14 protein-coding genes are annotated in these 12,898 nt (G+C 79.0%); 8 read left to right on the top strand and 6 right to left on the bottom strand.

Annotation, left to right across the window (positions count from 1 at the left end):
- Positions 1-202: 202 nt before the first annotated feature.
- The 3 genes from ACRYR7_RS20255 to ACRYR7_RS20245 all read left to right on the top strand — a co-directional run bounded on the left by ACRYR7_RS20255 (position 203) and on the right by ACRYR7_RS20245 (position 3,100).
- Positions 203-856, top strand: a complete 654-nt coding sequence (locus tag ACRYR7_RS20255) for a class I SAM-dependent methyltransferase (protein ID WP_432573922.1) — start codon at positions 203-205, stop codon at positions 854-856.
- A 79-nt stretch (positions 857-935) separates the two neighbouring features.
- Positions 936-2,504, top strand: coding sequence for a CYTH and CHAD domain-containing protein (locus ACRYR7_RS20250; protein WP_432573921.1), 1,569 nt, complete (start codon positions 936-938; stop codon positions 2,502-2,504).
- Positions 2,492-3,100, top strand: coding sequence for a GNAT family N-acetyltransferase (locus ACRYR7_RS20245; RefSeq protein WP_432573920.1), 609 nt, complete (start codon positions 2,492-2,494; stop codon positions 3,098-3,100). The genes ACRYR7_RS20250 and ACRYR7_RS20245 overlap by 13 nt, the downstream gene beginning before the upstream one ends.
- Before the next feature lie 59 nt (positions 3,101-3,159).
- Here ACRYR7_RS20245 and ACRYR7_RS20240 read toward each other — a convergent pair whose 3' ends face one another.
- Positions 3,160-4,656 carry a carboxylesterase/lipase family protein gene (locus ACRYR7_RS20240; protein ID WP_432573919.1) on the bottom strand — a complete coding sequence of 499 codons (1,497 nt, stop codon included), beginning with the start codon at positions 4,654-4,656 and terminating at the stop codon, positions 3,160-3,162.
- Between the two features lie 184 nt (positions 4,657-4,840).
- Here ACRYR7_RS20240 and ACRYR7_RS20235 point away from each other — a divergent pair, with 184 nt between their 5' ends.
- Positions 4,841-5,677 (top strand): ABC transporter ATP-binding protein, encoded by an 837-nt coding sequence (locus ACRYR7_RS20235; RefSeq protein WP_432573918.1) that lies wholly within the window; start codon positions 4,841-4,843, stop codon positions 5,675-5,677.
- Complete coding sequence (locus tag ACRYR7_RS20230; protein ID WP_432573917.1) at positions 5,677-7,272, top strand: hypothetical protein; 1,596 nt, start codon at positions 5,677-5,679, stop codon at positions 7,270-7,272. Before ACRYR7_RS20235 ends, ACRYR7_RS20230 begins: the two co-directional genes overlap by 1 nt.
- Before the next feature lie 98 nt (positions 7,273-7,370).
- Here ACRYR7_RS20230 and ACRYR7_RS20225 read toward each other — a convergent pair whose 3' ends face one another.
- On the bottom strand, positions 7,371-7,574 hold the full coding sequence (locus tag ACRYR7_RS20225; RefSeq protein ID WP_166613239.1) for a cold-shock protein: 204 nt from the start codon (positions 7,572-7,574) through the stop codon (positions 7,371-7,373).
- 236 nt (positions 7,575-7,810) lie between these two features.
- The gene (locus tag ACRYR7_RS20220) at positions 7,811-9,070 is read right to left on the bottom strand and encodes a glycoside hydrolase family 15 (RefSeq protein WP_432573916.1); all 1,260 of its coding nucleotides are present in this window, start codon (positions 9,068-9,070) and stop codon (positions 7,811-7,813) included.
- Positions 9,071-9,257: 187 nt separating this feature from the next.
- Between ACRYR7_RS20220 and ACRYR7_RS20215 the strand changes: the two genes are divergently transcribed.
- The gene (locus tag ACRYR7_RS20215; protein WP_432573915.1) at positions 9,258-9,836 is read left to right on the top strand and encodes a helix-turn-helix domain-containing protein; all 579 of its coding nucleotides are present in this window, start codon (positions 9,258-9,260) and stop codon (positions 9,834-9,836) included.
- 12 nt (positions 9,837-9,848) lie between these two features.
- On the opposite strand, the gene ACRYR7_RS20210 is transcribed toward ACRYR7_RS20215, so the two are convergent.
- Positions 9,849-10,457: a GNAT family N-acetyltransferase gene (locus ACRYR7_RS20210; protein ID WP_432573914.1), complete on the bottom strand. Its 609-nt coding sequence runs from the start codon at positions 10,455-10,457 to the stop codon at positions 9,849-9,851.
- Between the two features lie 112 nt (positions 10,458-10,569).
- Here ACRYR7_RS20210 and ACRYR7_RS20205 point away from each other — a divergent pair, with 112 nt between their 5' ends.
- Entirely contained in the window at positions 10,570-11,472 is a 903-nt protein-coding gene (locus tag ACRYR7_RS20205; RefSeq protein WP_432573913.1) for a hypothetical protein, read from the top strand.
- 51 nt (positions 11,473-11,523) lie between these two features.
- Here ACRYR7_RS20205 and ACRYR7_RS20200 read toward each other — a convergent pair whose 3' ends face one another.
- A complete protein-coding gene (locus ACRYR7_RS20200) occupies positions 11,524-12,063 on the bottom strand; it encodes a GNAT family N-acetyltransferase (protein ID WP_432573912.1) in 540 nt (179 codons plus the stop codon).
- 123 nt (positions 12,064-12,186) lie between these two features.
- Positions 12,187-12,441 (bottom strand): type B 50S ribosomal protein L31, encoded by a 255-nt coding sequence (locus ACRYR7_RS20195; RefSeq protein ID WP_432573911.1) that lies wholly within the window; start codon positions 12,439-12,441, stop codon positions 12,187-12,189.
- A 123-nt stretch (positions 12,442-12,564) separates the two neighbouring features.
- Here ACRYR7_RS20195 and rpmG point away from each other — a divergent pair, with 123 nt between their 5' ends.
- Positions 12,565-12,732, top strand: coding sequence for a 50S ribosomal protein L33 (rpmG, locus tag ACRYR7_RS20190; protein WP_432573910.1), 168 nt, complete (start codon positions 12,565-12,567; stop codon positions 12,730-12,732).
- The last annotated feature ends 166 nt before the right edge of the window (positions 12,733-12,898 follow it).

Genomic DNA, 12,898 nt, shown 5'->3' with positions numbered 1-12,898 from the left:
CCCCCCCCCCCCCCCCCCCCCCCCCCCCCCCCCCCCCCCCCCCGCCCCCCCCCCCCCCCCCCCCCCCCCCCCCCCCCCCCCCCAGGGGGAGGGGGGGAGGGGTGCGCGGGAGGTCGGGGGCGAGGGGGCCGGGAGCGGGGCGGGGTTTGCCGGAACGGCACGGATCCTCGACGGCGGCGGGGGCCGCGCCCACCATGCCGCCGTGAGCACCCACGACTTCGACCTCGACGCCCCCGACGCCCGCGCGCTGTGGGAGGGCATGTACGCCGCCGCCGGCGAGCGCTGGAGCGGGCGGCCCAACGCCGCCCTCGTGCGCGCCGTGCAGGACCTGGCCCCCGGCACCGCCGTCGACCTCGGCTGCGGCGAGGGCGGCGACGTCGTCTGGCTGGCCTCGCGCGGCTGGCGCGCCACCGGCGCCGACGTCTCGCCCACCGCCCTGGCCCGCGGCGCCGCCCACGCCGCCGCCGCCGGCCTCGCCGAGCGGGCGCGCTTCGAGGAGCACGACCTCGGCGCCTCCCTGCCCGCCGGGGAGTTCGACCTCGTCGCCGCCTCGTTCCTGCACTCCTTCGCGCACCTGGACCGCGACGACGTGCTGCGCCGCGCCGCCGGCCTCGTCGCGCCCGGCGGCTCCCTCGTCGTCGTCGGCCACGTCACCGCCCCGCCGTGGGGCGGCGCCGCCCACGCCGAGCGCCACGTCGACCTGCCCGCCCCGCAGCGGGTGCGCGAGGTGCTCGCCCCCGCCACCGCCGGCTGGGAGGTGCTGCGCGAGGAGCTCCTCGAGCGCGAGGTCGAGGGCCCCGACGGGCAGCGCGCCGTCGTCGCCGACGGGGTGCTGCACCTGCGCCGCCCGGCCTGAGGGACCCCGGAGGCGCGGGGCGCGCCCGGCGGCGGCAGGGCGCCGGTGCGGGCGGGGAGGACCGCGGCGGGGGTGCTTCGTGGTAGTTCTCTTGACCATGCCGTCCCCCCGCCTGGCCCTGACCCGCACCTACCTCGCCCCGTCGTCCGACGAGGCGCCCGGTGGCGGTGAGCTGCCCGGCGTCGCCGACGTCGGCGAGCCGCGCGAGGTGCGCAGCGAGGAGACGCACTACGACACCGCCGACCTCGCGCTGGCCGCCTCGGGCGCCTCGGTGCGCCGCCAGACCGGCGGCTCCCCGCGCGGCTGGGTCCTGGAGCTGCCCGGTCGGGGACCGCGCACGCACCAGGTCCGCCACGGCCTGGGCCGCGCGGTGCGCACCGCGCCCGCCGCGCTGCAGCGGCTCACGTGGGCGGCCGCGCGCGGGCGCACCCTGGGCCCGGTGCTGCAACTCACCACCGACGACGTCCAGCGCGACCTGCTCGACGCCGACGGCGCCGTCGTCGGCCGGCTGACCACCCGACGCGTCGAGGCCCGCCCGCTGGTGCCCGAGGACTCCCTGGCGCAGACCTGGGCGGAGTGGCAGGCGGAGGTCGTCGACGGCCGCCGCGACCTGCTGGACGCCATCAGCGCCTCCTGGGAGGAGCGCGGGGCGGAGGAGTCCGACCGCACCGAGCAGCTGCGCACCGTCCTGGACGGCCCCGAGGAGGGCGCCGAGCCCGCCGAGCCCGTCGACGGCGACTCCGCCGGCGCGCTCGTGCTGGGCCAGCTCGCCCACGACGTCAGCCGCCTGCTCGCCCAGGACCCCCTGGTGCGCATCGACGCCCCCGGCGCCGTGCGCGCCCTGCGCAGCGCCACCCGACGCCTGGGCGGGGTGCTGCGCGCGTACGCGCCGCTGTTCGCCGACGCCCCGCGCCAGGCGCTGGTCGCCGAGCTGGAGTGGCTCACCGGCGTGCTCACCCGCGCCCGCGACGCGGAGGCCCTCACCGAGCGCCTGCTGGCCGACCTGGACGAGGAGGCCGCCGGCCACGTCGCCGGCTCCGGCGTGGGCGACCCCGCCGCGGTGGCCGAGCAGGTGCGCGCGCTGCTGGGCGAGCGGCACTCCGCCGCGCAGGCCGCCGTCGTGGAGGCGCTGGACTCCGAGCGCTACCGCGCCCTGGTCGCCGCGCTGGAGGCGTTCGTGGCCGAGCCGGCCCTGACCGGCGAGGCGTCCCGCTCGGCGCGCAAGGCGCTGCTGCCGCTGGTCGCCGACGCGCACCGGACCGTGAAGAACGCCCAGCGCGACGTGGACCCCGACGGCGAGGACGCCGACGTGCCCGCCGACGACCCGGCCGCGGACCCGCTGGTGCGCCTGCGCCGCGCCGCCGAGGACGCCCGCGCCGCCGCCGCCGTCGTGGTGCCGCTGCGCGGGGACGACGTGGAGGAGTACGCCGACGCGCTCAAGGAGCTGGCCGACGTCCTCGTCGAGCACGAGGAGACCGTCGCGGCGCGCGCCGTGCTGGCCGAGCTGGTGCCCGCCGCCGGCGAGGGCGCGTTCGTGCTCGGGCGCGTGCACGCCCTGGAGGAGGTCCGCTCGGCCGTGGCCCGCCACGACCTGGACGAGGCGTGGGACACCGCGAACCGGAAGAAGCTGCGCAAGTGGATGAGCTGAGCGCCGGGGCCTTCTGCGAGCCGGTGCCGCTGGGCGGCTCCCGCGTCGCGCTGGAACCGCTCGGCGAGCAGCACGTCGAGGGGTTGCGCCGCGTCGTCGCCGAGGGCGACCTGCACCGCACCTGGTACACGCGCATCCCCGCGCCCGAGGGCGTGGCCGCCGAGGTGGAGCGCCGCCTGGCGCTGCGGCGCGCCGGGGCCATGGCGCCGTGGGCGGTGCGGCGCCTGGACACCGGCGAGGTGTGCGGGGCCACGACGTACATGAACCTCGACCCGGCCAACCGCCGCCTGGAGATCGGCTCGACGTTCCTGGCGCCCTCCGCGCAGGGCACCGGCGTCAACGCCGAGGCCAAGCTGCTGCTGCTGACGCGCGCGTTCGAGGACCTGCGCTGCATCGCGGTGGAGTTCCGCACGCACTGGCACAACCACCGCTCGCGCGCGGCGATCGCGCGGCTGGGCGCCAAGCAGGACGGCGTGCTGCGCAACCACGTCCTGTGGGCCGACGGCAGCTACCGCGACACGGTGGTCTTCTCGGTCGTGGAGGGGGAGTGGCCGGCGGTGCGCAGCGGCCTGCGCGGGCGGCTGGGGCTGCTCTAGCTGCACGTCCCGCGGCACCTGGCCCGGTGCCCGCGGGACGTCGCTGCGGGTGCGGCGCGTCAGACCACCCCGGCCACCTGCGCGTCCAGCAGGTACGCCCGCGGGTCGAACGCGGTGCCGCCGCCGTAGCGCTGCGCCCCCACCGCGGAACCCGCCACCGCCGGCCACGGCAGCGCGCCGTCGCGCACGAACCGCACCCAGTCCCCGTGCACCCGCTGCGCCAGCTCCCGGTCCGGGTGCTCGCCCAGCACCCGCGCCACGCCCGGCGCGTCCAGCAGGTCGAACGCGTACGGCAGGTCGTGGCAGTGCGCCGCCACCCCCTCCACCGAGGAGCGCTCGGCGAAGTCGAACAACCACGTGCGCGCGCCGGCGCCGCCGCGCGCGCGGGCCGCGGCCAGCCGCACCAGCTCGGCCCGGAACCCCGCGGCCACCAGCGCCCGGTTCGCGGCGAACCGCTCCCCGGTGCGGGCGACCTCCGCGCGGTAGGCGGCCACGCCCTCGGCGTCCACCCCCGCGGCCACCAGCTCGCGCACCACCTCCTCCGCGCCCGTCGCCGCTGGCGCGGCGAACTCGTCGCGCGTGGTGCCCGCGAGCACGTCCACGTCCGCACCGGTCCCGCCGGCCAGCGCCGTCGCCACGTCCACGGGCAGCACCGCGCCGTCCACGACCGGCGCGAACGCCGTCGAGCCCAGGACCGAGGTGCCCCGGCGCCCCGCGCGCAGCGCCGCGGCGACGTCCGGGGAGGCGCCGGTGCGCGCCGCCCGCCCCGGCACCGCGTTGAACCCCCGCTCCGCGGCCACCACCGCCGCCTCCGGCACCGAGCGCCACCCGGCCAGGTCCGGGGTGACCCCGAGGTGCGCGGCGAAGCGGCGGCCGGCCCCTTCCGCCAGCGCGGGGGACAGGTCCGAGGTCGCCGGGGAGTGCGAGAGCACCCGCCGGAACAACCCCGCCGCGGACGGCGAGGCCAGCAGCGACAGGACGCTGCCGCCGCCGGCGGACTGCCCCGCGACCGTCACCCTGCCCGGGTCGCCGCCGAAGTCGCGCACGTTCTCGCGCACCCAGCGCAGCGCGGCGAGCTGGTCCAGCAGGCCCCGGTTCAGCGGCGCCCCCTGCATCCAGCCGAACCCGTCGAAACCCAGCCGGTAGGAGACGTTCACCGTGACGACCCCGTCGCGGTTGAAGGCCGCGCCGTCGTACCACGGGCTGGCCGGCGAACCGGCGAAGTACCCGCCGCCGTGCACCCACACCAGCACCGGCAGCAGCGCCGCGCGGTCCCCGGGCGCGGGGGTGAACACGTCGACGTTCAGCGTCGCCTCCCCCGGCACCGACGGCTCCGGGATCGTGGTGACCGGGGCGAACGGCACCCGCTGCGGGGTGGGCCCGTGCGCGGTCGCCGGGCGCACCCCCTCCCACGGCTGCGCCGGCTGCGGCGCGGCGAACCGCAGCGGGCCCACCGGCGCCCGCGCGAACGGCACGCCCAGGAACGCCGCCGACCCCGGGCGCTGCACGCCGCGCAGGCGGCCGGAACGGGTGCTGACCTCGGGGGCGGTGCTCACGGTGCTCTCCTGGGTTCCCGGCGACGTGCGGTGCGCGCATCCTGCCGCCCCGCCCCGCGGGTGCGGCCGGCGCCCCGCGGGTACGACTCCCGGCCCACCCGCGCCCCACCGCGCGGGGGACCCGGCGCGGCGGGGCCGGCTGCGAGGATGCGCGCACCGCGACCCACACCCCCGGGGGGACCCCGTGCAGCACCAGCCCCAGCCGCCCGCGCCCGCCGCCGCGCCCGCCGCCGCGACCGGTGCGCCCGCCGCCGCGACCGGTGCGCCCACCGCGCCGGCCCTCGCCCTGCGCGGGCTCACCAAGCGGTTCGGCGGCAAGGTCGCCGTCGACGCCCTCGACCTCGACGTGCCCGCCGGCTCGTTCTTCGGCGTCGTCGGCCCCAACGGCGCCGGCAAGACCACCACCCTGTCCATGGCCACCGGCCTGCTGCGCCCCGACGCCGGGCGCGCCTTCGTCCTCGGCGCCGACCTGTGGGCCGACCCGATCGCCGGCAAGCGCCTCCTGGGCGTCCTGCCCGACGGGGTGCGCCTGTTCGACCGCCTCAGCGGCACCGAGCTCGTCCGCTACGCCGGGCTGCTGCGCGGGGTGCCCCGCGAGGTCGTCGACCGGCGCGTGCCCGAGCTGCTCGACGCCCTGGGCCTGGCCGGCGCCGCCGGCACCCTCGTCGTGGACTACTCCGCCGGCATGACGAAGAAGGTCGCGCTCGCCTGCGCCCTCGTGCACGCGCCCCGCCTGCTCGTCCTCGACGAGCCCTTCGAGGCCGTCGACCCCGTCAGCGGCGCCACCATCCGCTCCCTGCTGACCTCCTACGTCGCCGGCGGCGGCACCGTCGTGCTCTCCAGCCACGTCATGGACCTCGTCGAGCGCACCTGCGACCACGTCGCCGTCATCTCCGCCGGCCGCGTCCTGGCCGCCGGCCCCCTGGAGGCCGTGCGCGGCGGCGGCACCCTGGAGGAGCGCTTCGTCGACCTCGTCGGCGGCGGGCGCGACCTCACCGGCTCCCTGGACTGGCTGCGCTGATGGTCGCCACCCTCGTCCGCCTCAAGCTGACCCTGCTGCGCAACGGGGTGCGGGCCAGCACCTGGCAGCTCGTCTCCTTCGTCCTCGGCACCCTCTACGCGCTGTTCGTCCTGGCCACCCTCGGCGCCGGTCTCGTCGGGCTGCGCCTGGCCGGCCTCGACGTCGCCGGGCCCGTCGTCGTCGGCGCCGGCACCCTCGCCGTGCTGGCCTGGGCGCTGGTCCCCCTGATCGCCTTCGGCGTCGACGAGACCCTGGACCCCTCCCGCTTCGCCACCCTCGCCGTGCCGCGCAGCCGGCTCGTGCCCGGCCTGCTGCTGGCCGGCCTGGTCGGCCTGCCCGGCGCCGTCACCGTGCTGCTCTCCCTGGCCACCGCCGTCACGTTCTCCCGCTCCGCCGGCGCCACCGCGTTCGCCGCGCTCACCGGCCTGCTCGGCGCCCTCACCGCCGTCGCCGCCTCCCGCACCACCACCACCGCCGCCTCCGCGGCGCTGCGCGGCCGCCGCACCCGCGACGTCCTCGTCGTCCTCGCCGGGGTGCTCCTCGTGGGCGTCGGCCCCGGGGTCAACGTCCTCACCAGCCGCCTGGGCGACGGCGCGCGCGACTGGGCCGAGCTGGCCCGCACCGCCACCGCCGTCGCCGGCTGGACCCCGCCCGGTTTCGCCTGGGCCGCCGGCGCCGACGCCGCCGCCGGCCGCTGGGGCACCGCCCTGCTGCGCCTGCTGCTCGCCCTGGCCGTGCTCGCGGGCCTGCTGCTGGCCTGGGGCGCGGCCCTGGGCCGCGGCGGCACCGGGCCCGTCGGCGGCTCCGGCTCCACCACCGCCGTGCGCGCCCGCACCGGCGGGCTCGCCGAGCGCCTGCCCGACACCCCCGCCGGCGCCGTCGCCCGCCGCTGCCTGACCTACTGGCGCCGCGACCCGCGCTACCTCACCGGCGCCGCCACCGTCGCGGTCGTGCCGCTGCTGCTCCTCGTGCTGCCGCTGACCGTGGGCCCCGCCACCGGCCCCGGCCGCTGGCTGCTGGCCGCCGGGCCCCTGACCGCCTTCGTCACCGGCTGGTCCCTGCACGACGACGTCGGCTACGACCACTCCGCCTTCGCCCTGCACGTCACGAGCGGCGTGCGCGGGCGCGACGACCGCGCCGGGCGCGTGGTCGCCTCCGCGCTGTGGCAGGTGCCCGTCCTGCTCGTGCTCTGCGTCGCCGGCGCCCTCGCCGCCGGCGCCCCCGAGCAGCTGCCCGCCCTGCTCGGCGCCTCCGCCGCCCTGCTCGGCGCCGGGTACGGCGTCTCCAGCGTCTCCAGCGCCCTGGCGCCCTACCCCGTCGCCGCCCCCGGCGCCAACCCCTTCTCCACCCCCCGCGGCGCCGCCACCGCCACCCTGCTCGCCCAGTCCGCCACGACCGTCCTCATCACCGTCCTCGCCCTGCCCGCCCTCGTCGCGGCGCTGGCCTCGGTGTTCTGGAACCCCTGGACCGGGCTGGCCGCGCTGCCCCTGGGCCTGGGCCTGGGCGCGCTGTGGACGTGGCTCGGCGTCACCCGCGGCGGGGCCCTGCTGGACCGCCGCCTGCCCGAGGTCCTGGCCGCGGTCAGCCGCTCCTGAGCGCTCGCCCCCGCACGACCACCGCGGGAGGTGCCCCCGGGGACGACGAAGGGCCCCGTCCATCGCGGACGGGGCCCTCCGGGGTCAGGTGAGGTGGCTCAGAGAGCGCGGACCTGGTCGGCCTGCGGACCCTTCTGGCCCTGGGTCACCTCGAACTCCACGCGCTGGTTCTCCTCCAGCGAGCGGTAGCCGTTGCCGGTGATCGCCGAGTAGTGGACGAAGACGTCGGGACCGCCGCCGTCCTGCTCGATGAAGCCGTAACCCTTCTCAGCGTTGAACCACTTGACGGTGCCCTGGGCCATTCCTACTCCAACACGTTCCAGTCGGTGCGAGACCCGCGCTTGTGCGGGTCCCGGGCTGAGTGGGAACGCCACACCGGGTCCCGAAGGACCCGGGCGACGCCCGCAACACACTCCGCGGGCGTTCAGAACGATCGAGGAGCTGCGCTAGCTGCAGCCGTTCGGAAGCTAACACGACACCCGTCACCCTGCGCAAGACCTCCACAGGGATCCGCCAGGACCCGGCGATCACGGCTGCGTCACGGGGCGTCATCGCCCGTGCGCTCCGCGTCGAGGGCCGCGACCGCCAGCACGACACCGGCCGCCGTCCAGCCCAGCGGGGCCGGGCCCGCGGGGGCGCCGTCCGCCAGCACCTTCTCCGGCAGGCTGCCCCAGTCCGTGCGGTGCGCGGCCAGCCAATCCAGCCAGCGGGCGGCCTGCGCCTCGCGCCCGGACGCCGCGGCGGCCATCGCGACCAGCGCCACCTCCGGCGTCCAGGAGATCCCGTCGGCCTTCCAGCCGGCCCCCGGGGCCAGGCCGCCGGCGGGGCGCAGCGCCCGCACCTGGTAGGCGTCGAAGGCGGCCAGGACGGGCGCGCCGGGCACCTCGGGCGCGAAGGGCGGCAGCAGGAACGCCACGGCGGCGTCCACCCCGCCGGTCTCCACGTCCGGGTCGGCGTAGCGCAGGTACCCGGTGGGGGCGAACTCCGCGTGCAGCAGCCCCTCCAGGGAGTCCGCGGCCGCGTCCAGGCGCCGGGCGGCGGAGCGCTGCCCGAGCAGGGGGTGCAGCGCGGCGCCGGCGCGCAGACCCGCCAGCAGGGGCGCGACCGTGCCCAGGGTCAGCTCCGCCTCGCGGCGCTCCCAGTAGTCCGAGGACGGCCGCGGCAGCGCGGTGCCGCCGGCGGTGGCCTCCAGGGCGTAGCGGGTGGCGCCCTCCAGCAGCGCCCGCAGCGGCTGCAGCTCCGCCCGCGCCTGCGCGCGGGAGGGAGCGTCGGCGAGCACGCGCTCCAGCGCCCACAGCGCCCACCCGGCGCCGTCGGCCTGGCGCCCGCGCCCGTCGGGGGTGCCGCTGCCGTCGAGCAGGTAGCGCGCCTCGAAGCCGCCGTCGTCGTGCTGGACGCCGGCGAGGAAGCCCAGCACCCGCAGCGCCTCGGCGCGGTGGCCGGTGGCGGACAGCGCCACCGCGGCGAACGCGGAGTCGCGCGGCCAGGCGTAGCGCCACTTGGCGGCGGGCCCGGCGGCGACGGCGCCGTCGGCGGAGGTCAGCGAGCGCAGGTCCAGCAGCGCGCCGCGCACCAGGTCCTCCCAGGGCCCGCCGGTGCCGGGCACGGTGCCGGCGGTCAGCCAGGCGGCGTCCTGCTCGGGGGTGCTCGCCGGGACGCCGAGCTGCTCGCGCCAGGACGACGTGCTCAGCAGCGCGGGCGCCGGGACGGCCTCGGAGCGCTCGGGCAGCGCGGTCAGGGTGATCCCGGTCGCCAGGGCCAGCGCCACCGCCAGCGCCGTCGTCGCACGCCGTGCCACCCGCCCACCCCTCTCGCGTCCCCCTGCGGGGGGTCCGTCGACCGTAGCGGGCGCGCGCCGGGGCGGTCACCGCTTCGCCCGGACCCGACCCGCCGGACCCGTCCCGGCCCGCCCCGGCCCGCCCCGGCCGGCGACGGGCCGGGAAGGGGAGGGGCAGGAGGGGCGGCGGGTCGTGTTCGATGGGGCCGTGAGCCCCGCGCCCGACGTCCCCGCCGCCCTGGCGCGGGTGGGCCCGCGGCTGCGGGACCTGCGCGCGGGGCGGGGCTGGACGCTGGCGGAGGTCTCCGCGGCCACCGGCATCTCCGCCAGCACCCTGTCGCGGCTGGAGTCCGGCGAGCGCCGCGCCACGCTGGAGCTGCTGCTGCCGCTGGTGGCGCGCTACGAGGTGAGCCTGGACGAGCTGGTCGCCCCGCCCGCGCCCGCCCGGCGGCGCCGCTCGAGCAACCGCCCGGGGGTGACGTCGCTGCCGCTGACGCGCGCGCCCGGGGGCCTGCGCGCCTTCAAGACGGTGCTGGACCCGGGCGTGGGCGAGGACGTCGAGCCGCAGGTGCACGAGGGCTACGAGTGGCTGTACGTGCTCTCGGGCACGGTGCGGCTGCGCCTGGGCGACCGGGACCTGCGCCTGCCGCAGGGGGAGGCCGCGGAGTTCGACACCCGGCTGCCGCACGCGGTGAGCAACCCCGGCACGGTGCCGGTGGAGCTGCTGAGCCTGTTCGGCCCGCAGGGCGAGCGCATGCACGTGCGGGCCCGCCCGCGCGGGCGCTGAGGGGGCGCCCGCTCAGGTGGCGGTGAGCAGCTCCAGCGCGGTGCGCGAGACGGGCCGGTCGGCGAAGACGACCCGCACCGCCGACGGGTCGGGGTTGCCGGCGTCGGGCCCGCGCCACACCTCGAACAGCCCGGCGCGCTGCGCGGCGGCGGCGGAGCGGGTGTTGCCCTCCAGCAGGTACGCGGTGACCGGCAGGTCCGGGTACGCGCGCCGGGCGGCGGCCACGGCGGCCGCGGAGACCTCGCTCGCGTACCCGTGCCCCCAGTCCCGCCGGTGCAGGCGGTAGCCGAGGTTCCACGCCACGCCCAGGCGCAGGTCGCAGCCGCCGGTGCCGACCAGGCGCCCCGCCTGCGGGCCCTCGGCCAGGCGCGCCACCCAGCTGCCCAGCCCGGCGACCTCCCAGCTCTCGCGCACGCGCTCCAGCATCAGCGCGGTGCGGGTGCGGTCGGCGTGCCGGCCGCTGGGCAGGTGCTCCCACACGGCCGGGTCGGAGTAGAGGGCGAAGACGTCCTCGAGGTCGCTCAGCCGCGGCGGGGACAGCACCAGCCGGGCCGTGCGCTGCACCCCCGTCGCGTCGGGGCCAGCGTCGGGGCCGGCGTCGGGGGAGGGGTCGTGCGGCACGGCGCCCATCCTCCCCCCGCGTGAACCCGGGGCCGCACGGGGCCGTGTGCAACGCGGGAGCGCGCCGCCGCGTCCAGCAGTCGCCACCACCACGTCTCCAGGAGGGGGAACCGTGAGCACCGCCCACGCCCGCCGCACCGCCGCCCTGCTGCTCGCCGCGCTCGCGCCGCTGCCCCTCGCCGCCTGCTCCGGCGGCGGCGACGCCTCCGCCGGCGCGACCGCCACCGCCCCGGCGAGCGCGAGCGCGAGCGCGCCGGCCGCCGCGACCGCGAGCGCACCGGCCGCCACCGCCGGGACCACGGCCACGACCACCGCACCGGCCGCCACCCCGACCCGCACCCCGACCCGCACCCCGACCCGCACCCCGACCGCCGCCCCGACCGCCGCGCCGACCGGCGCCGCGACCACCGCGCCGGCCGCCGGGGGCACCGGGGTCCCCGCGGGCGCGGGCACCGCCGCCACCGTCGACCTCGACGGCGACGGGCGCGGGGACACCCTGTGGCTGGCCGACGTCGACGGGCGGCGCCTGCTCGGCGCCACGACGAGCGGGCACGGCACCACCTCGGTGGGGTTCACCGCCGCCGCCCCGCGGGCGGCGACCGCGTCCGCCGCGGTGCTGGCCTCCGGCGCCCCGGTGGTGCTGCTGGACACCGGCCGCTCCGTGCAGCTCTACGCCTACCGGCAGGAGGACGCCGCCCTCCTGCCCGTGCCGGGCGAGGACGGCGCGCAGTACTCCTTCAGCCTGGGGTTCACCGGCTACGGCACGGGCCTGACGTGCGAGCGCGCCGGCGACGGGCTGCACCTGTACGGGGTGAACGCCGTGGAGGAGGGCGGGGGGTGGACGGTCACGCGCACCGAGGTCCTCGTCGACGCCAACCGCCTGCACGCCCGCAACGGCGCCACCACGACGCCGGTGCGCGGCGCGGAGGCGCAGGACCCGGCGGTGACGGGCGCGCACGGCACCACGTGCGGGGACGTCCCCGACGGCGCGCTCGCCCGCGAGCCGCTGGCCTGAGCGGGTCGCGGGCGGGTCGCGGGCGGGTCGCGGGCGGGTCGCGGGCGGGGTTCAGGCCGGGCGCGGGGGCAGCCGCAGCTGCAGGGCCGCGTCGCGCGGCACCTCGAAGCCCATCGAGCGGTACAGGGCCTCGGCCCGCGCGGTGGTGTTGAGCTTCACCACGGTCACCGGGGTGTGGTCGGTGAACCAGCCCAGCAGCGCCGTCGTGCAGGCCCGCGCCAGGCCGCGCCGGCGCCGTCGCGGGTCGGTGGCCACGTTGGAGACGTGCCCGTGCAGGCCGCTGGTGTTGCGGGGGCTGGGGGCGTGCTCGTCGCAGGCGCCGACGGCGCAGCTCACCACGCCCAGCTCGGGGTCGTCGGCGACGAACGCGGCGAACAGCGCCGGCTCGGCCAGGCGCCGGTGGAAGAACCGCTCGGCGTCGGCGCGCCAGGGCGCCTCCGGCCCGCCGGTGTCGACGCCCATGTCCTGGAGCATCAGCACGCGCAGGCGCACGAGGGCGGGGGCGTCGCGCGCGGTGGCGCGGCGCACGGGCACCGGCGCGGTCGCCGGGGCGGTGGTCGGTGCGGGGGTCGGCTCGCTCGGTCCGGGCACCGGCCCACCCTGCCCCCTCCCGCGGCGGGGCCGGGGGAGGGGGTGGGCCGGCGCCTCAGCGCTCGCCGCGCCTCAGCGCTCGCCGCGCCTCAGCGCTTGCCGCGCCTCAGCGCTTGCCGCGCCTCAGCGCTTGCCGTAGCGGCGGCGGAACTTCTCCACGCGGCCCTCGGAGTCCAGCACGCGCGCCGTGCCGGTCCAGAACGGGTGGCTGGCGGCGGAGACGTCGACGTCGACGACGGGGTAGGTGCGCCCGTCCTCCCACTCGACGGTGTCGCGGGAGCGGTCGGCCGACAGCGTCGAGCGGGACAGGAACGCGACGCCGGCGGACTTGTCGCGGAACACGACGGGGCCGTACTCGGGGTGGGTGCCCTGCTTCACGGTCGACCTCCTGATCGGGAATGACAATCGTTCCGGGCAGTGTTGCACAGGACGTCCGCCGATCGACCGCCGCGGCACCCACCCGCTCACGGCGGACACGAGGAACCGAGGGGAACGCTTCCGATGGCCAAGCACGCCGACGTCCGACCCGTGGTCAAGCTCCGCTCCACGGCCGGGACCGGGTACACCTACGTGACCCGCAAGAACCGCCGCAACGACCCCGACCGCCTGATCGTGCGCAAGTACGACCCGGTCGTGCGCGAGCACGTGGACTTCCGCGAGGAGCGCTGACGGCCCGGCGGAGCCGCCGCTGACGGCCCGCCAGGCGGCGGCGCAGCCCCGCCCCCCCCAGGGCCCCGTCCTGCCCCCCGTGGTCGTAACAGGGTGGCGGCCACCTACACCGCGGCGCGCACCGCGCCCCCGAGCTAGGTGTAGGCGCGCTCGCGCACGTCCCCCC

Source organism: Kineococcus gurbantunggutensis, from assembly GCF_050871925.1.
Classification (GTDB): domain Bacteria; phylum Actinomycetota; class Actinomycetes; order Actinomycetales; family Kineococcaceae; genus Kineococcus.
The sequence above is the reverse complement of the archived record's forward strand: the minus strand, read 5'-3'. Positions and strand labels throughout refer to the sequence as shown.

Excerpts from the sequence above, each read along its gene's own strand:
- rpmG (WP_432573910.1), top strand. The coding sequence starts at position 12,565 with ATGGCCAAGCACGCCGACGTCCGACCCGTGGTCAAGCTCCGCTCCACG.
- ACRYR7_RS20230 (WP_432573917.1), top strand. The coding sequence starts at position 5,677 with ATGGTCGCCACCCTCGTCCGCCTCAAGCTGACCCTGCTGCGCAACGGG.
- ACRYR7_RS20225 (WP_166613239.1), bottom strand. The coding sequence starts at position 7,574 with ATGGCCCAGGGCACCGTCAAGTGGTTCAACGCTGAGAAGGGTTACGGC.